Genomic DNA, 20500 nt, shown 5'->3' on the forward strand with positions numbered 1-20500 from the left:
CCGTCGCAGCGGCTCGTCGGATGATCGCATCACCGCAGGTGGTGGCCCGTATCCTGGCGGGTATGCGATTCCTGAACCCGAAGAACGGCGCCCTCGAAGAGTGTTCTTCGGTGCCGTACGACCTGACGTACGACGATGTGTTCATGGTGCCCGGCCGCTCGGCCGTCGGCTCCCGGCAGGGCGTGGATCTCTCCTCGCCGGACGGCAGCGGCACCACGATCCCGCTGGTCGTCGCCAACATGACCGCCATCGCCGGCCGCCGGATGGCCGAGACCGTGGCCCGCCGCGGCGGGCTCGTCGTCATCCCGCAGGACATCCCGATCGAGATCGTCACCGACGTCGTCACCTGGATAAAGCGCCGCCACCTGGTGCTGGACACCCCGATCGTGCTGTCGCCCGTCGCGACCGTCGCCGATGCGCTGGCGCTGCTGCCCAAGCGGGCGCACGGTGCGGGCATCGTCGTCGAGGGCGGCCGCCCGCTCGGTGTGGTCACCGAGCACGACCTCGCCGGGGTCGACCGCTTCACGCAGGTCTCCGAGGTCATGTCCAAGGACCTGCTGGTCCTGGACGCCGACATCGACCCGCGCGAGGCGTTCAACCGCCTGGACGCCGCCAACCGCAAGCTGGCGCCCGCGGTCGACGAGGACGGCATGCTGGTCGGCATCCTCACCCGCAAGGGCGCGCTCCGCGCCACCCTCTACACGCCCGCCACCGACGCCGAGGGGCGGCTGCGGATCGCCGCCGCGGTCGGTATCAACGGCGATGTGGCCGGTAAGGCGAAGGCGCTGCTCGACGCCGGGGTGGACACCCTCGTCGTGGACACCGCCCACGGCCACCAGGAGTCCATGATCAGCGCGGTCCGGGCCGTCCGGGCGCTGGACCCGCAGGTCCCGATCGTGGCCGGCAACATCGTCGCCGCCGCGGGCGTCCGCGATCTGATCGAGGCCGGGGCGGACATCATCAAGGTCGGCGTCGGACCGGGCGCGATGTGCACCACCCGGATGATGACCGGCGTGGGCCGCCCGCAGTTCTCCGCGGTTCTGGAGTGCGCCGCCGAGGCGAAGAAGTACGGCAAGCACGTCTGGGCCGACGGCGGCGTCCGCCACCCCCGCGATGTGGCGATGGCGCTGGCCGCCGGTGCCTCCAACGTCATGGTCGGCTCGTGGTTCGCCGGCACCCTGGAGTCGCCCGGCGACCTCCAGCACACCGCCGACGGCCGGCCGTACAAGGAGAGCTTCGGCATGGCCTCGGCCCGTGCGGTGCGCAACCGCACCAGCGAGGAGTCGGCGTACGACCGGGCCCGCAAGGCGCTCTTCGAGGAGGGCATCTCCACCTCGCGGATGTTCGTCGACCAGGCGCGCCCCGGCGTCGAGGACCTGATCGACTCGATCATCGCGGGCGTCCGCAGCTCCTGCACCTACGCGGGCGCCGCCTCGCTCGCCGAGTTCGCCGAGAAGGCCGTGGTCGGGGTGCAGAGCGCCGCCGGTTACGCCGAGGGCAAGCCGCTCCACGACAGCTGGAGCTGACGTCCGGACCACCCGCAGGGGCCCGCGCCGAAACGCTTCGGCGCGCGGCCCCTGCGGCGTTTTCGCAGCTCGGGCCGGTGCGGGGCGCCCGTACGATCGGGTGGTGGGCGCGCAACGAACGACCGGTGCCCGGCGCGGCGCGCAACGTTCCGCCGCGGTTGCGCAAGGAACCTGCATTACGGCAGGTCAGGAGCGGCCCGTAAGGTCATGCGCTGTACGTGGAGTGGCGGGGACCGTCAGCTCGGCGGTCTCCTGCTGCGGGTGCGTTCCGCCTGCCCGCACGCCGACCGCCGCCGGTCGCCGTCGCCCGTCCCCGACCGGCAGCGATGAAGGAGCCACCCCAGTGTTGGAGCACGGCGCGTCCCCCGGGGGCAGCGATCCCCGGCCCCCGTCCACGGGTGGCCTCGGCACCCGGCTGATGCGGCGCAAGCCCGTCGAACGGCTCGTCGCCGAGGGCGGTCGGGGCGAGGGCGGCTCACTGCGCCGCTCGATGGGCATGTGGCAGCTGACGATGATCAGCATCGGTGCCACCCTCGGCACCGGCATCTTCGTCGTCCTCGGCGAGGCGGTGCCCAAAGCCGGACCGGCCGTGGTCCTCTCCTTCGTCATCGCCGGTATCACCGCCCTCTTCTCGGCCCTCTCCTACGCGGAGCTGGCCGGCACCATCCCGGTCTCCGGCTCCTCCTACTCCTACGCCTACGCCACCCTCGGCGAACTGGTCGCCTGGGTCTGCGGCTGGTGTCTGATCCTGGAGTACGGCGTCTCCGTCGCGGCGGTCGCGGTCGGCTGGGGGCAGTACCTCAACGAGCTGCTGTCCGGGACGATCGGCGTCACCATCCCCGCCGCGCTCTCCCAACCGCCCGGCAGCGGCGGGATCTTCAACCTCCCGGCACTGCTCGTCGTGATGCTCGCCATGGTCTTCCTGCTGGGCGGCGCCAAGGAGAGCGCCCGGGCCAACACGATCATGGTCTCCATCAAGATCGTCGCGCTGCTGCTCTTCTGCGGTGTCGCGCTCCAAGGCGTGAAGTCCGGCAACTACGCGAACTTCATGCCGATGGGCATGGCGGGCGTCAGCGCCGCCGGGGCCACCCTCTTCTTCTCCTACATCGGCTTCGACGCCGCCTCCACCGCGGGCGAGGAGGCCCGTAACCCGCAGCGCGACCTGCCACGCGCGATCATGCTGTCGCTGCTCATCGTCACCACGCTGTACTGCCTCGTTGCCGCCGTCGCGGTGGGCGCACTGCCCTGGCAGCGGTTCCAGGGGTCGGAGGCGGCGCTCGCCGGGATCCTCAAGGAGGTCACCGGACAGGACATCTGGGCCGTGCTGCTGGCCGCCGGCGCCGTCGTCGCCATCGCCAGCGTCGTCCTGACCGTGCTCTACGGCCAGACCCGCATCCTCTTCGCGATGTCCCGCGACGGGCTGGTGCCCCGGGTCTTCTCCAAGGTGCACCCCAGGTCCGGTGCGCCGCGCGCCAACACCGTCATCGTCTCGCTCTTCTGCGGGGTGCTGGCCGCCGCCGTACCGCTCGGCCAGCTCGCCGACGCCACCAGCATCGGTACGCTCTTCGCCTTCGCGCTGGTCAATGTCGCGGTGATCGTGCTGCGCCGGACCCGCCCCGACATGCACCGCACCTTCCGCACCCCGCTCGCCCCGCTCTTCCCGGCGGTCGGCTTCGTGCTGTGCCTCTACATGATGGGCAGCCTCTCCCCGGTGACCTGGGCGGTCTTCGGAATCTGGATGGCCGTCGGCCTTGTGGTCTACTTCGGGTACGGCATGCGCCGCTCCCGGCTGGCCCCGTCAGAGAAGTGATCCACCCGCAGTGCGACTGAACGACCTCGACGAACGCATCGTCCACGCCCTCGCCGAGGACGCCCGGCGCAGCTATGCCGACATCGGCCAGGAGGTCGGGCTCTCCGCGCCGGCCGTCAAACGCCGGGTGGACCGGCTGCGCGCCGAGGGCGCCATCACCGGCTTCACCGTGCGGGTCGACCCGGCGGCGCTGGGCTGGGAGACCGAGGGCTACATCGAGCTGTACTGCAGCCGCAACACCTCGCCCGAGGCGATCCACCGCGGTCTGTCGCGCTATCCGGAAGTGGCGTCCGCCTCCACCGTCACCGGTGAGGCGGACGCCCTCGTCCAGGTCTTCGCCGCCGACATGCGCCACTTCGAGCGGGTCCTGGAACGCATCGCGGGCGAACCGTTCGTGGAGCGCACCAAGTCCGTCCTCGTCCTCTCCCCGCTGCTGCGCCGCTTCAGCTCGGGCTCACCGGGCTGAGGACGGCCGGGCCGGGCGGCGGCGCCCGCCGCGGAGCCCCGGCGCGCACCGCCCCTCCGCGCGCCCCTTCGCGCAGCCTCCGCAGACCCCCGCGCACCCCGGAAACCGCCCCCGCAACGAATCGCCGCACCGCCCCCGATACGCGCAACAAATCGCTCATCGGGACGCAACGGAGGCGCCTTGTCGCAGGTCAGCGCGGGCCCGTACGGTCATGGCGTCCACCGCGAACCGTCCGCCGAGGGGTCCCATGTCGTCGCTGCGCACCGCCCTGTTCCAGAGTTCGGGCAGGCCCGGCGACCCGGCGCACAACCTGGCGCTCCTGGCGGCGGCCGCCCGTGAGGCGGCGGCCGCCGGCGCCGGACTGCTGGTCACCTCCGAGCTGTTCCTCACCGGCTACGCCATCGGCGACGACCTCCACCGCCTCGCCGAGACCGCCCACGGGCCCGCCGCCCGCCGGGTCTCCGAGATCGCCGCCGAACACCGCATCGCGATCGCCCACGGCTACCCGGAGCGCGCCCCCGAGGGCCCCGAGGTCTACAACTCCGTGCAGCTCACCGGCCCCGACGGCGCCCGGCTCGCCACGTACCGCAAGACCCACCTCTTCGGCGACTTCGAGCACGCGCACTTCACGCCGGGCGCCGAACCGGTCGTCCAGGCGGAGCTGGCCGGTCTCCGGATCGGCCTGCTGATCTGCTACGACGTGGAGTTCCCGGAGAACGTCCGGGCGCATGCGCTGGCCGGCACCGATCTGCTGCTGGTGCCCACCGCCCAGATGCACCCCTTCCAGTTCGTCGCCGAATCCGTCATCCCGGTGCGTGCCTTCGAGAGCCAGCTCTACGTCGCGTACGTCAACCGCACCGGCCCCGAGGGCGCGTTCGAGTTCGTCGGGCTGAGCTGTCTGGCCGGGCCCGACGGCGTCGTCCGCACCCGCGCCGGACGCGGCGAGCAGCTGGTCACCGCCGAGGTGGACGCCGCCTTCCTGCGGGCGTCCCGGGACGGCAACCCCTACCTCGCCGACCGGCGCCCGGGGCTCTACGGCGCCCTCGGCTGACGCCCGATCAGAGCGCCCGCGCCCGCCCCTCCCGCACCCCGTTCCCCCCGCCCTGCAAGGAGCCGTACCCGATGACGTCCACGGTGCCCACCGCCGCCCACCACGCGGACGCCCAGCCGCCGATCACCATGTTCGGCCCGGACTTCCCGTACGCGTACGACGACTTCCTCGCGCACCCGGCGGGCCTCGGCCAGGTCCCGGCGACCGAGCACGGCAAGGAGGTCGCGGTCATCGGCGGCGGTCTCTCCGGCATCGTCACCGCCTACGAGCTGATGAAGATGGGCCTGCGGCCCGTCGTCTACGAGGCGGACGAGATCGGCGGGCGGCTGCGGACCGTCGGCTTCGAGGGCTGCGACCCCTCGCTGACCGCCGAGATGGGCGCGATGCGGTTCCCGCCGTCGTCCACCGCGCTCCAGCACTACATCGACCTGGTGGGCCTGGAGACCCGGCCGTTCCCCAACCCGCTGGCGCCGGACACCCCCTCCACCGTCGTCGACCTCAAGGGCGAGTCGCACTACGCCCGCACCGTCGAGGAGCTGCCCGAGGTCTACCACCAGGTCATGGACGCCTGGAACGCCTGCCTGGAGGAGGGCGCGGACTTCTCCGACATGAACCGCGCCATCCGGGAGCGGGACGTGCCCCGCATCCGCGAGATCTGGTCCCGCCTCGTCGCCAAGCTCGACAACCAGACCTTCTACGGCTACCTCTGCGACTCCGAGGCGTTCAAGTCCTTCCGCCACCGGGAGATCTTCGGCCAGGTCGGCTTCGGCACCGGCGGCTGGGACACCGACTTCCCCAACTCCATCCTGGAGATCCTCCGCGTCGTCTACACCGAGGCGGACGACCACCACCGCGGCATCGTCGGCGGCAGCCAGCAGCTCCCGCTGCGCCTGTGGGAGCGCGAGCCGGGCAAGATCCTCCACTGGGCGCCGGGCACCTCGCTCGCCTCGCTGCACGGCGGCGCGCCCCGCCCGGCCGTGACCCGGCTGCACCGCACCGCCGGCAACCGCATCACCGTCACCGACGCCACCGGCGACATCCGCACCTACGAGGCGGCGGTCTTCACCGCGCAGTCCTGGATGCTGCTGTCGAAGATCGACTGCGATGACGCGCTGCTCCCCATCGACCACTGGACGGCGGTGGAGCGCACCCACTACATGGAGTCGTCCAAGCTCTTCGTCCCCGTGGACCGGCCGTTCTGGCTGGACAAGGACGAGGAGACGGGCCGGGACGTCATGTCGATGACGCTCACCGACCGGATGACCCGCGGCACCTACCTCCTCGACAACGGGCCGGACGCGCCCGCCGTCATCTGCCTCTCGTACACCTGGTGCGACGACAGCCTGAAGTGGCTGCCGCTGGACGCCAACGAGCGGATGGAGGTCATGCTGAAGTCGCTGGCCGAGATCTATCCGAAGGTCGACATCCGCAAGCACATCATCGGCAACCCGGTCACCGTCTCCTGGGAGAACGAGCCCTACTTCATGGGCGCGTTCAAGGCCAACCTGCCCGGCCACTACCGCTACCAGCGGCGCCTGTTCACCCACTTCATGCAGGACCGCCTGCCCGAGGACAAGCGCGGCCTCTTCCTCGCCGGCGACGACATCTCGTGGACGGCGGGCTGGGCCGAGGGCGCCGTGCAGACCGCGCTGAACGCGGTGTGGGGCGTCATGCACCACTTCGGCGGCGCCACCGACGCCACCAACCCCGGCCCCGGCGACCTCTACGACACGATCGCGCCGGTGGAACTCCCGGAGGACTGACCCCCGGCCCGCCACCGCCGGTGCCGTCGGGGAATGGTCAGGAACCCACCCTGACAATTCCCGGCAGCCCCCGAACCACCCCGCCCGGACCGTCTGCCCAGCGGTCCGGGCGGTGGTGCGTCAGCCCAGCGGCGTCAGGAGGCAGCGGCCCACCAGACCGGTGCCGGCGTCCAGCCGCTCGGCGCACTCCCGCGCGAACTCCGGCGTCCGCCGCGCACCCCACAGCATCCGCGCCGCGGCCCAGGCGCCCTCCCGGGCCCGCTCCAGACTCCACGCCCCGGCCAGATGCGCCAGCGGATCGGTGACGTCCAGCGCCTCGGGGCCGGGCGCGAGACTCTCGCGGAGCTGCTCCTCCAGCCCGGCGAGCGCCACGCCCAGCCGGTCGAAGTCGCCCTCCAGCCGGGCCGGTTCGCAGCCCAGTGCCCGGCAGGCGTCGACCACCGCCCGCACCAGATCGTGCCCGACCTGCGCGTTCAGCCCGGCCAGCGCGAACTGCAGCGGACGGATGCCCGGATGGTGGCGCAGCTGGAAGAGCGGCCGCCAGCAGGCCGGGACCGGCAGTCCGGCGGCCGCCGCCTCCACCGCCGCCGCCAGCCGCCGGGCCAGCCGCAGCTCCAGCTCGCCCGCGCCCGCCGTTCCCGGGAAGAGCCCGCGGCCCGCCCCGTCCGCCGGGTCCGGCCGCCGCGCCGCCGTCAGGCAGGCGCGGGCGAAGAGGGCGACGCCGTCGCCGTCCGGCAGCGCCCGCACCGACGCCCGTAGCCGCGCCCGGGCGCTCGCCGGACCGCGGGGCGCACGTGCGGACGGGAGGGCCGTGGCGTGGCGCTGAGTGGTCGTCATCGGCTCAGCGTGGCACCGTCCGGGGGAACTATGCACGAAGCTGTGTGGCTTTGACCGGAACGGGGTAATTACCGGCGCGCCCTCTTGTGACCGCAGCCGCTGCGGCGGGGAGGGCAACGGCCCTTGAGAACCGCATACTTCCGGCGTGCGCGGACGCACCCGTGCCGACGCGGCGCCGGACACCGGAGGTTGGCATGTTCCGACGGCGCACCGCCGCCCTGACCGCCCCGCTTCTGGCCCTGGCCGCGACGATGGTCGCGGCGGCCCCCGCACAGGCCGTACCGGCCGACAAACCGCAGATCCTCACGCGCTGGACGCAGACCGCCCCGGCCAGCTACACGCAGTGGGCCGACGCCCGCGCGCACCGGGCGAAGTGGTCCGCGTACGGCTTCGACTGGTCCACCGACTACTGCACCTCCTCGCCCGACAACCCCTTCGGCTTCCCGTTCCGGATGTCCTGCGCCCACCACGACTTCGGCTACCGCAACTACAAGGCGGCCGGCACCTTCGCGGCGAACAAGCCCCGGCTCGACTCCATGTTCCACGCCGACCTCCGCCGGGCCTGCACCCGCTACACCGGCACCAAGAAGAAGTCCTGCGACGCGCTCGCGTGGACGTACTACGAGGCCGTGAAGCGGTTCGGCCACTGATCCGCCCCGGGCGGTCCGGGAGCACCCGGGCCGCCCGCCGTGCGCGGTACCACCGAGTGGGGGCCCGGACACTTTCCGCATTCAGTTTGTCCAGAAGCGATCGTTCGACTATGAATCACCTCGGCTCTGTGACGTGCAGGGCGTCGCAGAGTGGAGAGTGATCATGGCTGGTTTCGGGTGGAAGCTGCACGGAGACGGGCGTCACCTGGAGCCGGGGGAGGTGGTCAAACCCGGGGAGCGCCTCACCTGGGGGCGGACGATCGGGCTCGGCGCCCAGCACGTCGTGTCGATGATCGGGGCGTGCTTCGTCGCGCCGGTGCTGATGGGCCTGGACCCGGGCCTCGCGCTGATGGCGTCCGGCGTCGCCACCATGCTCTTCATGCTGATGACCCGCGGCCGGATCCCCAGCTACCTCGGCTCCTCCCTCTCCTTCGTCGGCGTCTCCGCGGTCATCGCGGGCCAGGGCGGTGACGCGGGCACCCTCACCGGCGCGATGCTGGTGGTCGGCGCCTGCCTGGCCGGGTGCGGTCTCGCCATCCACATCCTCGGCGCCCGTGTCATCCACGCGGTGCTGCCGCCGCCGGTGACCGGCGCGGTCGTCATGCTCATCGGCTTCAACCTCGCGCCCGTCACCGCGCAGACGTACTGGCCGCAGGACCAGTGGACGGCGCTCGCCACGATGCTCTTCACCGGCCTTGCGCTGGTCGCGCTCCGCGGGTTCTGGTCGCGGATCGCGATCTTCCTCGGGCTGCTCTTCGGCTATGTGCTCTCCTGGGTCCTGGACCGCACCGCCGGACAGATCCACTCCGCCGACGGCTCCGGCAAGATCACCGACCATTTCCGCATCGACTTCTCCGGCGTCGCCCATGCCGACTGGATCGGCCTGCCGACCTTCCACGCCCCGAACTTCTCCGCCTCCGCGATCCTCGTCGCCCTGCCCGTCCTGGTGGCGCTGGTCGCCGAGAACGCCGGGCACGTCAAGGCGGTCGGGGAGATGACCGGCGACCCGCTGGACGACAAGATGGGCATGGCGATCGTCGCCGACGGCACCGCCACCGTCCTCTCCACGGCGGTCGGCGGCCCCGCCACCACCACCTACGCGGAGAACATCGGAGTGATGGCCGCGACCCGCGTCTACTCCACCGCCGCGTACACGGCGGCGGCGGTGTTCGCCCTGCTCTTCGGCCTGTGCCCGAAGTTCGGCGCGGTGGTCGCCGCGATCCCCGGCGGCGTCCTCGGCGGGATCACCGTCATCCTCTACGGCATGATCGGCCTGCTCGGCGCGCAGATCTGGATCCGTAACCAGGTGGACTTCACCGTCCCGCTGAACCTCATCCCGGCGGCCGCGGGCATCGTCATCGCCATCGGCGGCGTCTCGCTGAAGATCAGCGACAACTTCGAGCTGGGCGGCATCGCCCTGGGCACGCTCATCGTCCTCACCGGCTACCACAGCCTGCGCTGGCTCTCCCGCGCGGCCGGTCGGCGCGGTGCACCGCTCCTCGACGCGGGGACCACGGCGTACGACGACGGGGCCGAGGGCAAGGGCGACTGACGGCGCGGACCCCGACAGACAGGGCGGGGCGGGCCCGGGCGAGAGCCCGGCGCCCGCCCCGCCCTTTTCCGTGTCCGGACCCCGCCCCGCCCCGAGCCGCGACCCCCGTCCAGACGTTTACGCCGCCCTAACCCGCACCGCACCGGCCCCTGGCCTGCCGCTCCGTAGCCTGGGCAACGTCAAGGGATTCCGGACCGGGTCCGGTGCCCGGGCCCGGCCGACGGGCCGACGGGCGGCGGTCCGGTGTCCGCAGCCGCCGCGCAGGAGGGAACCCCATGTCGGTGTCCACCGCCCACACGACCTCCACCGCGACGGGCACACCGCACCGCACCCCGGCCCGGACCGAGGAGCCCACCCCGCCGCCGCCCCCCGGCGGCCCGCAGCCCCCCGGCTCCGGCGGACCGGACGCCTTCTTCACCCGCTCCTGCGACCGCAACCCCTCCCACATCGCCGTCGAGTGCGGCGCCGAGACCCTCACCTACGAAGAGCTGGACCGGCGCGCCAACCGCCTCGCCCACCTGCTGCGCAACCGCGGCGCCGGCCCCGGCCGCCGCGTCGGCATCCTGCTGGAGCGCTCCCCGGCCACCTACGTCACCCTGCTCGCGATCCTCAAGAGCGGCGCCTCCTACGTCCCGCTCGACGTGTCGTTCCCCGCCGACCGGCTGGCCTTCATCGCCGCCGACTGCGGACTGCACGACCTGGTCACCACCGCCTCGCTCGACGACCGCACCCGCGAGCTGCCCTGCCGGATACTGGCGCTGGACCGCGCGGCCGACGCCCTCGCCCGCGCCCCGGAGACCCGCCCCGAAGCCGCCGGCGACCCCTCCGGCGAGTGCTACGTCATCTACACCTCCGGCACCACCGGCCGCCCCAAGGGCGTCGCCGTCTCCCGGGCGAACATCGTCGCCTTCCTGCGCGCCGCCGCCCCGCTCTACGGCGTCACCGACCACGACCGCGTCCACCAGGGCCTCTCCCTCGCCTTCGACTTCGCGCTGGAGGAGATCTGGCCCGCCTGGATGGCCGGCGCCACCCTCGTCGCCGGACCGGACGAGGCCCGCCGCGCCGGACCGGAACTCACCGCCTTCCTCACCGAACGCGCGATCACCGTGCTCTGCTGCGTCCCCACGCTGCTCACCACCCTCGACCCGGACCTCCCGGCGCTGCGCACCCTCCTCGTCAGCGGGGAGGCATGCCCGCCCGGACTCGTCCGCAGCTGGTCGCGGCCCGGCCGCCGCATCCTCAACGCGTACGGCCCCACCGAGACGACGGTGACGGCCACCTGCGCCGAACTCACCCCGGACCGGCCGGTCACCATCGGCACCCCGCTGCCCGGCTACCTCGTCTACCTCCTCGACGAGGAGCTGCGGCCCGTCGCGCGCGGCGAGAGCGGCGAGATCTGCATCGGCGGGCCGGGCGTCGCCCTCGGCTACGTCCGCCGCGCCGACCTCACCGAGGACCGCTTCCGGCCCAACCCGGTGGCCCGCGACCGCGCCGCGGCACCGCGCATCTACCGCACCGGCGACCGCGGCCGCCACACCCCCTCCGGGGAGATCGAATACCTCGGCCGGATCGACAACCAGGTCAAGATCCGCGGCTACCGCATCGAACTCGGCGAGATCGAGGAGGTGCTGCGGGAGGACGCCGCCGTCGAGAACGCCGTCGTCGTCCCGCGCGCCCGCGACGGCACCGCCCAGGACCTGACCGGCTACGTCACCCGCAAGCCGCCGGTGGCCGCCGAGGACGACGACACCTTGCGCGAGCGGCTGCACACGGCGCTCCGCCGCAAACTGCCCGCGTACATGATCCCGACCTTCGTCGAGGTGCTGGCCGCGTTCCCGCTGCTCACCGCCGACAAGGTCGACCGCGCCGCCCTCCCGCCGCCGGTCTCCCCGCCGCTGGGCCGCCGCGCCCGGCCGCCGACGCCGCCCCGCACCCCGCTGGAGCGCCGGATGGCCGCACTGTGGCAGGACGTCCTGGGCGGCGGCCCGGTCTCCACCGACGACGACTTCTTCACCGACCTGGGCGGCCACTCCATGACCGCCGCCCGGCTGATCTCCCGGCTGCGGCGCGACGCGGACCTGCGCCACCTCGCCATGGGCGACCTCTACGCCCACCCCACCGTCCGCGACTTCGCCGCGTACGCCACCGCGACGGCCACCGCACCCGAGGAGGAGCCGGGGGAGACCGGCGCCCCGCCGCCCGCCCCGCTGCGCCACTCCACGCTCCGGGTGCTGGCCTGCGGCGTCGCCCAGGTGGCCGGGCTCTACGTCTGGCTGCTGCTGCCCGCGCTCGCCGCGCTCGTCGCGCTGTACCGGCTCGGCGAGATCTGGGACCTGCCGGTCCACTCGATCACCGCGGGCAGCGCCCTGGACACCGTCGCCGGGCTGCCGCTGGCCGCGCTGATCCCGATGGAGGCCGGCTGGCTGGTCCTGAGTCTGCTGGTGGTGCCGATGATCCTCAGCAGACTGCTGATGGCGGGCGTCCGACCGGGCCGCTACCCGCTGTGGGGCGTGGTCTATCTGCGGTTCTGGCTGGCCCACAAGCTGCTCATCGTCTCGCCGCTGATCCTGCTGACCGGCTCGCCGCTGCTGCCGCCGGTGCTGCGGCTGCTCGGCGCCCGCATCGGCCGCCACTGCCACCTGGGGACCATCACCGCCCCGCCGTCCCTGGTGACGATCGGCGCGGGCACCACCCTCGGCTACGGCGCCCGCGTCGAGGTGCACACCGTCGAGGGCGGCCGGCTGCGGCTCGCCCCCGTCCGTATCGGCGCGGGCTGCGGCGTCGGCACCAACAGCGTGGTGCTGCCCGGCGCGGTCCTCGGCGACGGCGCCACGGTGGGGGAGCAGTCCCTCGTCCCGGAGGACACCGAGATCCCGGCCGGGGAGCACTGGTCGGGCTCCCCGGCCACCCGGCAGCCCGCGCCGCCGCCCCTCGTCGCGGACCTCGCCGCCCGTCCGGACGACCGCCGCTGGCCGGTCCCGGTGGTGGCCGGGTTCGCGCTCGGCGCGGTGTTCCTGCTGCTCCTGCCGCTGCTGATCATCGAGTGCGGGGCCTGGCTCGCCATCGCCACCGCCCACAGCGACGGCGTCGCCTGGGGCTGCCTCGCCGCCGTGGGCGCCGCCCCGCTGATGGTCCTGACCAGCTGCGCCGCCGTCCTCGCCGTCAAGCGCGCCGTGATGCCCGTCGCCCGCCCCGGCGTCCACCCCGAGCGCAGCGCCTTCGGGCTCCGCAAATGGCTGGGCGACGGCATGATGACGATGAGCCTGACCTTCACCCAGGCGCTCTACTCCACGCTCTACGTGATCCCGTTCCTGCGCGGCCTGGGGGCCCGCACCGGGCACCGGGCGGAGGTCGCCACCGTCACCTTCGTCGACCCCGACATGCTCCGGGTCGGCCCGGAGAGCTTCCTCGCCGACGTCAGCGTGGTGGGCCCGGCCGTCTTCCACCACGGGCACCTCGCGCTGGCGCCCGCGCAGGTCGGCCGCCGCAGCTTCGTCGGCAACGGCGCCCTGCTGCCGGGCTCCGGCCGGATGGGCGACAACAGCCTCCTCGGCGTCCACTCCGTCGCCCCCGCCGAACCGATCGCCCCCGAGACGACCTGGCTGGGCTCGCCCGCCATCTTCCTGCCGCACCGCGAGGCCAGCCCCGGCTTCCCCGAGCGGCTGACCTACGCCCCGAGCCGGGGCCGGGTGCTGGCCCGCCTCGCCGTCGAGTACGTCCGGGTGACGCTGCCGCCGACCCTCGGCCTCCTCTCCGTCCTCGGCGCCTACCACGTCTCGCTCGCCCTCGCCGCGGCCCTCCCGCCGGTCGCGCTCTTCCTCGCCATGCCCCTCGTGCTGATGGCCACCGGGCTGGCCGGCGTCCTCGCCGCGGCCGCCGTGAAGTGGCTGGTCATCGGCGGCTACCGGCCCCGCGTCGCACCGCTGTGGAGCATGTGGGTACGCCGCACCGAACTCGTCACCGGCCTCTACGAGAACCTCGTGGTGCCGACCGCCATGAACTTCCTGCTCGGCACCCCCTGGGCGCCGCTGCTGCTGCGCCTCTTCGGCGCCCGGATGGGCCGCCGGGTGTGGCTGTCCACCACCTTCCTCACCGAATTCGACCTGGTGAGCGTGGCGGACGACGCCGCCGTCGGCCAGTTCACCTCCCTGCAGACCCACCTCTTCGAGGACCGGGTCATGAAGATGTCCCGCGTCACCGTCGAGCGCGGCGCGTCCGTGGGCATCCGCTCCGTCGTCCTCTACGACGCCCGCGTCGCCGAAGACGCGTCCCTGGACGCCCTGTCCCTGGTGATGAAGGGCGAGGCGCTGCCCGGGGCGACCCGGTGGCGGGGCATCCCGGCCACCCTCCGTCCCGGCGCCCGGCCCGCCGATCCGCCCCGCACCCCCCGTGGAGCACGTCCATGACCACGCTCGCCACACCCCCCTTGATCACCTTCTCGCCGTCCGGCGCGGTGACCGGCCCGCACGTCGCCGGGGACCTGCCCGGCCCGCGCTCCGCCGAACTCCTCGCCCGCCAGGAACGCTGGGAATCCGCGGCCCGCGTCTACCCGCGCCATCTGCCGATCGCGCTCGCCGACGGCGACGGCCCCTACGTCCGCGACGTCGACGGCAACGTCTTCATCGACTTCCTCGACGGCGCCGGGGTGCTCCCGCTCGGCCACAACCACCCCGAACTCGTGCGCGCCGCCGCCCGCCAACTCGGCGTCCTCACCCACGGCCTGGACTTCCCCACCCGCGTCAAGGACGCCTTCACCCAGGCCCAGCTGTCCATGCTGGCGCCCGGGATGCGCCACCGTACGAAGCTCCACTTCTGCGGGCCGACCGGCGCCAACGCCGTCGAGGCGGCCGTCAAGCTCTGCAAGATCGCCACCGGCCGCTCGGACGTCGTCGCCTTCCAGGGCGCCTTCCACGGCACCACCTACGCCACGACGGCGCTCAGCGGCCCGGTCGGCCGGAAGGAAGCCGTCCGTGACGGTATGTCCGGCGTCCACTTCTTCCCGTACTGCGGACCCGGCCGCTGCCCCGAGGGCCCCGTCCCCGACGGCTGCTCCCGGCGCTGCGCCGACCAGCTGGAGCGCGCCCTGACCGACAGCACCAGCGGCGTCCCGCTGCCCGCCGCCGTCCTGATCGAACTGGTCCAGGGCGAGGGCGGCAGCGTCCCGGCCCGCCCCGCGTTCGTCCGCCGGGTGCGGGAGCTGACCCGCGCCCTGGACATCCCGCTCATCGCCGACGAGGTGCAGACCGGCTGCGGCCGCACCGGCACCTGGTTCGCGTTCGAGCAGTACGGCATCGAGCCCGACGTCGTCGTGGCGTCCAAGGCCCTCAGCGGCGTCGGCCTGCCGGTCGCCCTGATCCTCTACGACGCGGCGCTGGACGTCTGGGAGCCGGGCGCGCACATCGGCACCTTCCGCGGCGACCAGCCGGCGTTCGCCGCGGGGGTGGAGACGGTCCGGATCATGCGCCGCGACGACGTGCTCGGCAACGTCCGGGCGCGCGGCCGGCAGTGCGCACAGCTGCTGGCGCCGCTCGCCGACCACCCCTGGGTCCGTGACGTCCGCGGCCGCGGCCTGATCCGCGGCATCGAACTCGCCGACCCGGCCGACGGACGGCCCGCGACCCGGGCCGCGGCCGCCGTGCAGTCCCTCGCGCTGCGGCACGGGCTGATCGTCGAACTCGGCGGCCGCGACGACGCCGTCGTCCGCCTGCTGCCGCCGCTCAACGTCACCGCGGAGGTCATGGACACGGCCTGCGCGATCCTCCGCGACGCCGTCACCGTCGCCTGCCGCCCCCGCGCGGGCGCGGCGTTCTGAACCGCCCTGGAAGGAGCCACCATGGCGCTCATCGTCCAGAAGTACGGCGGGACCTCGGTGGGGAGTCCGGAGCGGATCCGCCGGGTCGCCGCCCGTGTCGTCGCGGCACACCGCGCCGGCCACGACGTCGTCGTGGTGGTCTCCGCGATGGGCGCCACCACCGAGGAGCTGCTCCACCTGGCGGGCGAGGTGAGCCCCGACCCCGTCCCCCGCGAACTCGACCTCGTCCTGACGACGGGCGAACAGGTCGCCAACGCGCTGACCGCGATGGCCACCGCCGCGCTCGGCGTCCCGGCCCGCTCGTTCACCGGACCGCAGGCCGGTGTCCTGACGACCACCGTCCACGGTGACGCCCGGATCGTCGCGGTCGAACCGCGCCGGATACGGCTGGCGCTCGACCGCGGGGAGATCCCGTTCGTCGCCGGATTCCAGGGCCGCTGCCGGGAGACCGGCGAAGTCACCACACTGGGCCGGGGCGGCTCCGACACCACGGCCATCGCCCTCGCCGCGGCCCTGAAGGCCGACGTCTGCGAGATCTGCACCGACGTCGACGGCGTCTACACCGCCGACCCGCGCATCGACCCGTCGGCCCGGCTGCTGCGCCATGTCACCTACCCGGCGATGCGCCGGCTGGCCGCCGACGGCGCCGAGGTGCTGGCGCTGCGCAGCGTGGAGTACGCGGCCCGGTACGGGGTGACCGTGCACGTCAGGTCGTCCTTCCACGACCGGCCCGGCACGGTGATGTCCGCCTCGCCGGTCCCCGCCGCGACGGGCACGCCCGGCCGGAAGGTCCCGCGGACCGTGGTCGGCCGGGCGTACGCCGGTCCGGCCGGGGGCGGTGCGGAGCCGCTGCCGGACGCCGTGGCGGGCGGCGGCCGGCCGGCCCCGGCGCCCCGGCCGCTGGCCCCCGCGCACACCGGCGGCGGCCGGAAGGCGGCCGGATGAGCCGGACCCCGGCGGTCCGCACCGTCGGCCGCGACCCGCTCCCCGGGGGCGCCCCGCCTCGGGGCGCCCCGGAGGTGTGGCTGCTGCCGGACGCCGCCGGATATCTGCGCGCCCGCGGCCCGGACGCGGCCGCCGCGGTCCTCGCCGCCGACGAACGCCGCCGCGCCGCCGCCCTCCGCCCGGCCCCGGCCCGCACCCGCTACACCGCCGCCCACCTGCTCCTCCGCGAACTGCTCGGCGCCTACCTGAACCGTGCCCCCGCCGCGGTGACCTTCGTACGGGAGCGGTGTCCGCACTGCGGCGCCCCGCACGGCAGACCGCTGGTGGCGGACGCCCCGCTGCACTTCTCGCTCACCCGCGGCGGCGGGCCCGTCCTGCTCGCCTTCGGGTACGCGCCGGTGGGCGTCGACGCGGAGGCGGTGCCGTCCGCGTCCGGCGCCGAGGAGATCGCCCGGCTGCTGCACCCGGGCGAGCGCGCGGAGCTGGCCGCGCTGCCGGCGGCGGAGCGCCCCACGGCGTGCGCCCGCTGCTGGACCCGTAAGGAGGCGTACCTCAAGGGCCTCGGCACCGGCTTCGTCCCCGGGCCCGCCGCGGTGCGCGTGGGCACGGGCCCGCGGCCGGTACGGAGCGGACCGTGGCGGGTGGTGGACCTGCCGCTCGCGGAGCCCGACGGCGCACCGGCCGTCGCCGCCTGTGCGTACCGGACGCGGGCGGTCAGCCGGTGGCGTCGTCCAGGTCGCGGTGGATGACGCGGGACGCCGCCTCGATGGTGTCGATGCCGTAGTCCATGGTGCGGTTGGAGCCCGAGAGGACGGCGAGGCCGTAGTCGTGGCCGCCGCCGGTGAACGCGGCGACGCTGTGCACCCGCCAGCCGTCGGTGGCCCGCGGCAGCCAGCCGTTCTTGACCTGGGAGGTGGCGTCGGCCGGATGCCCGGCCGGGGCGCCCCACCGCTGGTCGGGGACGACCTGCCGCATCAGCCCGAGCGCGTACGAGCGGGCGCCCGGCCCGAGGACGTCGTTGTCGTGGGTGAGCAGCCGCATCAGGGTGAGCTGGTCGTCGGCGGTGATCTGGGTCAGGCCCCAGGACGGACCGTCGCCCGGCTCGGTGTGCGCCATCCCGGCCAGGGTGAGGAAGCGCTGGATGCCGTCGGGCCCGACCTGCCGCCACAGCGCGGTGGTCGCGGCGTTGTCCGACTTGGTGATCATCGCGGTGGCCAGCCGCCCCTCCTCCGCGGTGAGCGGCCGGTGCGCCTCCTGGGCCTGCCGCAGCAGCGCGCCGAGCACGGTCACCTTCACCACGCTCGCCGAGTCGAAGGCGTCATCGGCCCGGAACCGGCAGCTGGTCTGCGTGGACGCGTCGTAGAGGGCCAGCGCCGGGGTGTCCTCGCGCCCCCGGAACGCGTCCGCGATGTCCCGGGACAGCGTCGGCGCGAGGCCCCGCGTACCGGAGGTGCACACGACCCGCTCGCCGCCGACGGCGGCCGAGCCGTGCCGTCCGCCGTCGGACGGGTAGATCCCGGTGACGGCGAGGGCGGGGGCGGCGGCACCGAGCGCGGTGAGCAGGACGCCGGCCGTCACGGCGACGGCCCGGGCGCGACGGGAGGGACGGGAGCGGGGCATGGAGAAGTCCTGTTCGCTGAGGAGCCGGGCACCCACGCACCGTGCGGGAGCCGGAAGCCGGCGCCGCACCGGCCGGATCGGACCGGCGGACGGGGTTGCCCGGAAGAGACGCCTGCCCGGACACACCGGGAGACGGCGGACACCGGCGGTCCGCACGGAGGCCGTACGGAGCGACGTACACGGAGACGGAGAGGCGTACGCACACGACCGGTCATCGCCGACGATAAGGGGCAAACGGGATGATCGGTGCAGTTCGGAGAGGTGAGGTGCGACACCTCCCCGGCGAGACGGGGGGGAGGTCCGCCGAAGGGGAGCCGGGCGGGGCCGCCGGCAAGGGCAGCGGCGCGCCCCGTGCGCGGCGCGCCGGGCCCACCCCCGGGGCGCCGCCCCGCTCACTCCCCGGTGTCCGCACCCCCGCGGGCGATCAGCCAGGTGAACCGGGCGTACGGGGCCCGCCGGGTGACCATCAGGCGCCCGCCCTCGGCCTCGACCAGGGAGTGGGCGAGAGCGAGGCCGATGCCGTGGCCGGTGGCCGAGTCGTTCTCCTGGCGCCGGGCGAACACGTCCAGCCCCTCGGGCAGCCCCGGGCCCTCGTCCGCCACGTCCACCGCGACGACCCCGGAGGCGTCGCGCGCGACGACCGTCACCGCGCCGGTGCCGTGCGCCACCGCGTTGGCCAGCAGGACGTCGAGCACCTGCCGTCCGGCGCGCGCCGAACCGACCGCCTCGGGCAGATCCTCCTCGGCCGTCACCCGCAGCGGGCGGTCCGCGGCCCGCAGCTCGTCCCGCCAGCGCCGCTCCGCCTCGGCCAGCAGCGCGCCGACGTCCAGCGGCGCCCGCTCGGGCACGTCCCGCGCCAGGTCCAGCAGCGCACCGAGCGTCGCCTCCATGTCGCCCAGCGCGGCCAGCGCGGCGTCCGTCGCCGCCCGCGCGACCTGAGGCGGCGCCTCGGCCGGTACGGACTCCAGCTCCAGCCGCACCCGGGTCAGCGCGGTCCGCAGCTGGTGCGAGGCGTCGGCGCTGAACGACCGCTCCCGGCGCAGCAGCTCCGCCACCCGCTGCGCGGCACGGTTGAGCGCCCGGGCCACGTCGTCCGCCTCGGGCAGCCCGGTGACGGTGGCGCGCGCGGTCAGATCGCCCTCCTCCAGCCGCGCGGCCGTCGTCGCCAGCTCCTCCAGCGGCCGGGCCAGACTGCGGCTGGAGCGGAACGACAGCGCGACCGCGACGCCGACCGCCACCGCCGCGAGCGCCAGCATCCCGGCCCAGGTCACGGCCGCCCGGCGCAGCGGCACGTCGGCCGGCGAACTCACCCGCACCACGGCCCGGACCTGCTCCGAGGTGCCCACCGGGACCGCGGAGACCAGCCTGCTCCGGACCCGGTGCGAGGAGACCGAGCCCTCCAGGGCCTCGTGCACCGGCAGATCGCCGTTGGGCGGACCGGCGGTACGCAACGGGCCGGACGCCCGCACGAGACGGGCGTCGGAGTCGTAGACCCCGACATGCGTACCGGGCCGCAGCCGCGGCAGCTCCAGCGGATCCCAGCGGCCCCGCACATCGGCCGGGACGTTCACCGCCACCCGGGCGGCCACCTGCTGGAGGTGCTGCACCTCGTCCTGCTGGTACAGCCGCAGGATCGCCACCCCCAGGGGCACCGAGAACAGCAGGATCGCGCAGACCACCGCGATGACGCTCGCCTGGAGGATGCGGCGGCGCACGGTCAGCCCGTCGGCGGTTCGAGGCGGTAGCCGTAGTGGCGCAGCGTGGTGATCTTGATCATCCCGCCGAGCTTGCGGCGGAGCGCGGCGACATGGACGTCGAGCGTCTTGGTGGGACCGAACCAGTTCTCGTCCCACACGTCGCTCATCAGCTCCTCCCGGCTCACCGCCTGCCCGCTGGACATGACGAGGTGGACCAGCAGATCGAACTCCTTGGGCCGCAGCTCCGTCTCGCCCTCCGGGGTCAGACACCGCCGGGCCGCCCGGTCGATCTCCAGCTTCCCGTGGCGCAGCGGCCGGGCCGCCGCACCGGAACCGTCGGGTGCGGCGCGCCGCAGATGCGCGGCGAGCCGGGCCTGCAACTCGGCGAGGCGGAACGGCTTGGTGAGGTAGTCGTCCGCGCCCGACTCCAGCGCCTGGATGACGTCCATCTCGCCGGTACGGGCACTCAGCACCACGAGGACCGCGCCCGGCAGCCGCTCGCGCAGCTCCCGGCAGAGCTCGAAGCCGTCGGCGTCCGGCAGCCCCAGGTCCAGCAGCACCAGATCGGCCGGCCCGAGCGCCGCCCGGGCCCGCGCCGAGGCCGCGTCGGGGCACCAGGTGCTCTCGTGCCCCAGCCCGCGCAGCGTCCTGGCGAGGCGGTCACCGATGGTCTCGTCGTCCTCCACAAGCACGATGCGTGCCACAGGTTCATGGTACGTACGCGCCTTGAGGACGCATCCGCGGACGGGGGAGGGGTGGCCCGGTGGGGTG

General features: G+C 74.2%; 15 protein-coding genes. 11 read left to right on the forward strand and 4 right to left on the reverse strand.

What is annotated here, in order from left to right; genetic code table 11:
• Window positions 1-62: 62 nt before the first annotated feature.
• The 5 genes from ACZ4U4_RS12690 (at window position 63) to ACZ4U4_RS12710 (ending at window position 6616) form a co-directional block, all read left to right on the forward strand.
• On the forward strand, window positions 63-1526 hold the full coding sequence (locus ACZ4U4_RS12690; RefSeq protein WP_467872351.1) for a GuaB1 family IMP dehydrogenase-related protein: 1464 nt from the start codon (window positions 63-65) through the stop codon (window positions 1524-1526).
• A 343-nt stretch (window positions 1527-1869) separates the two neighbouring features.
• A complete protein-coding gene (locus tag ACZ4U4_RS12695) occupies window positions 1870-3336 on the forward strand; it encodes an amino acid permease (RefSeq protein ID WP_467872354.1) in 1467 nt (488 codons plus the stop codon).
• Window positions 3337-3346: 10 nt separating this feature from the next.
• The gene (locus tag ACZ4U4_RS12700; protein WP_030278633.1) at window positions 3347-3802 is read left to right on the forward strand and encodes an Lrp/AsnC family transcriptional regulator; all 456 of its coding nucleotides are present in this window, start codon (window positions 3347-3349) and stop codon (window positions 3800-3802) included.
• A gap of 247 nt (window positions 3803-4049) precedes the next feature.
• A complete protein-coding gene (locus tag ACZ4U4_RS12705; protein ID WP_467872358.1) occupies window positions 4050-4853 on the forward strand; it encodes a carbon-nitrogen hydrolase family protein in 804 nt (267 codons plus the stop codon).
• A 71-nt stretch (window positions 4854-4924) separates the two neighbouring features.
• Window positions 4925-6616 carry a flavin monoamine oxidase family protein gene (locus tag ACZ4U4_RS12710; RefSeq protein ID WP_467872361.1) on the forward strand — a complete coding sequence of 564 codons (1692 nt, stop codon included), beginning with the start codon at window positions 4925-4927 and terminating at the stop codon, window positions 6614-6616.
• Between the two features lie 120 nt (window positions 6617-6736).
• Here the strand turns inward: ACZ4U4_RS12710 and ACZ4U4_RS12715 are convergent, their stop codons facing one another.
• Window positions 6737-7453, reverse strand: a complete 717-nt coding sequence (locus tag ACZ4U4_RS12715) for a DUF5995 family protein (protein WP_467872364.1) — start codon at window positions 7451-7453, stop codon at window positions 6737-6739.
• A 194-nt stretch (window positions 7454-7647) separates the two neighbouring features.
• Here ACZ4U4_RS12715 and ACZ4U4_RS12720 point away from each other — a divergent pair, with 194 nt between their 5' ends.
• The 6 genes from ACZ4U4_RS12720 to ACZ4U4_RS12745 all read left to right on the forward strand — a co-directional run bounded on the left by ACZ4U4_RS12720 (window position 7648) and on the right by ACZ4U4_RS12745 (window position 17161).
• On the forward strand, window positions 7648-8103 hold the full coding sequence (locus ACZ4U4_RS12720; RefSeq protein ID WP_467872366.1) for a phospholipase: 456 nt from the start codon (window positions 7648-7650) through the stop codon (window positions 8101-8103).
• 163 nt (window positions 8104-8266) lie between these two features.
• Window positions 8267-9655 (forward strand): uracil-xanthine permease family protein, encoded by a 1389-nt coding sequence (locus ACZ4U4_RS12725; protein ID WP_467872369.1) that lies wholly within the window; start codon window positions 8267-8269, stop codon window positions 9653-9655.
• 275 nt (window positions 9656-9930) lie between these two features.
• On the forward strand, window positions 9931-14061 hold the full coding sequence (locus ACZ4U4_RS12730; protein ID WP_467872371.1) for a Pls/PosA family non-ribosomal peptide synthetase: 4131 nt from the start codon (window positions 9931-9933) through the stop codon (window positions 14059-14061).
• Window positions 14058-15467: an aspartate aminotransferase family protein gene (locus ACZ4U4_RS12735; RefSeq protein WP_467872373.1), complete on the forward strand. Its 1410-nt coding sequence runs from the start codon at window positions 14058-14060 to the stop codon at window positions 15465-15467. The genes ACZ4U4_RS12730 and ACZ4U4_RS12735 overlap by 4 nt, the downstream gene beginning before the upstream one ends.
• Window positions 15468-15488: 21 nt before the next feature.
• Complete coding sequence (locus ACZ4U4_RS12740) at window positions 15489-16412, forward strand: amino acid kinase family protein (protein WP_467872376.1); 924 nt, start codon at window positions 15489-15491, stop codon at window positions 16410-16412.
• Window positions 16409-17161: a 4'-phosphopantetheinyl transferase family protein gene (locus ACZ4U4_RS12745; RefSeq protein ID WP_467872378.1), complete on the forward strand. Its 753-nt coding sequence runs from the start codon at window positions 16409-16411 to the stop codon at window positions 17159-17161. The genes ACZ4U4_RS12740 and ACZ4U4_RS12745 overlap by 4 nt, the downstream gene beginning before the upstream one ends.
• Here the strand turns inward: ACZ4U4_RS12745 and ACZ4U4_RS12750 are convergent.
• The 3 genes from ACZ4U4_RS12750 to ACZ4U4_RS12760 all read right to left on the reverse strand — a co-directional run bounded on the left by ACZ4U4_RS12750 (window position 17127) and on the right by ACZ4U4_RS12760 (window position 20433).
• On the reverse strand, window positions 17127-18032 hold the full coding sequence (locus ACZ4U4_RS12750; RefSeq protein WP_467872380.1) for a serine hydrolase: 906 nt from the start codon (window positions 18030-18032) through the stop codon (window positions 17127-17129). The genes ACZ4U4_RS12745 and ACZ4U4_RS12750 overlap by 35 nt on opposite strands.
• Before the next feature lie 392 nt (window positions 18033-18424).
• A complete protein-coding gene (locus ACZ4U4_RS12755) occupies window positions 18425-19747 on the reverse strand; it encodes a sensor histidine kinase (protein ID WP_467872383.1) in 1323 nt (440 codons plus the stop codon).
• Between the two features lie 2 nt (window positions 19748-19749).
• Window positions 19750-20433, reverse strand: coding sequence for a response regulator transcription factor (locus ACZ4U4_RS12760; protein WP_467872385.1), 684 nt, complete (start codon window positions 20431-20433; stop codon window positions 19750-19752).
• Window positions 20434-20500: the final 67 nt, after the last annotated feature.

The organism is Streptomyces sp. NPDC029159, from assembly GCF_055564055.1.

Coding starts and splice junctions, on each gene's coding strand:
- ACZ4U4_RS12690 (WP_467872351.1), top strand. CDS start 63: ATGCGATTCCTGAACCCGAAGAACGGCGCCCTCGAAGAGTGTTCTTCG.
- ACZ4U4_RS12705 (WP_467872358.1), top strand. CDS start 4,050: ATGTCGTCGCTGCGCACCGCCCTGTTCCAGAGTTCGGGCAGGCCCGGC.
- ACZ4U4_RS12710 (WP_467872361.1), top strand. CDS start 4,925: ATGACGTCCACGGTGCCCACCGCCGCCCACCACGCGGACGCCCAGCCG.
- ACZ4U4_RS12715 (WP_467872364.1), bottom strand. CDS start 7,453: ATGACGACCACTCAGCGCCACGCCACGGCCCTCCCGTCCGCACGTGCG.
- ACZ4U4_RS12720 (WP_467872366.1), top strand. CDS start 7,648: ATGTTCCGACGGCGCACCGCCGCCCTGACCGCCCCGCTTCTGGCCCTG.
- ACZ4U4_RS12725 (WP_467872369.1), top strand. CDS start 8,267: ATGGCTGGTTTCGGGTGGAAGCTGCACGGAGACGGGCGTCACCTGGAG.
- ACZ4U4_RS12730 (WP_467872371.1), top strand. CDS start 9,931: ATGTCGGTGTCCACCGCCCACACGACCTCCACCGCGACGGGCACACCG.
- ACZ4U4_RS12735 (WP_467872373.1), top strand. CDS start 14,058: ATGACCACGCTCGCCACACCCCCCTTGATCACCTTCTCGCCGTCCGGC.
- ACZ4U4_RS12740 (WP_467872376.1), top strand. CDS start 15,489: ATGGCGCTCATCGTCCAGAAGTACGGCGGGACCTCGGTGGGGAGTCCG.
- ACZ4U4_RS12745 (WP_467872378.1), top strand. CDS start 16,409: ATGAGCCGGACCCCGGCGGTCCGCACCGTCGGCCGCGACCCGCTCCCC.
- ACZ4U4_RS12750 (WP_467872380.1), bottom strand. CDS start 18,032: ATGCCCCGCTCCCGTCCCTCCCGTCGCGCCCGGGCCGTCGCCGTGACG.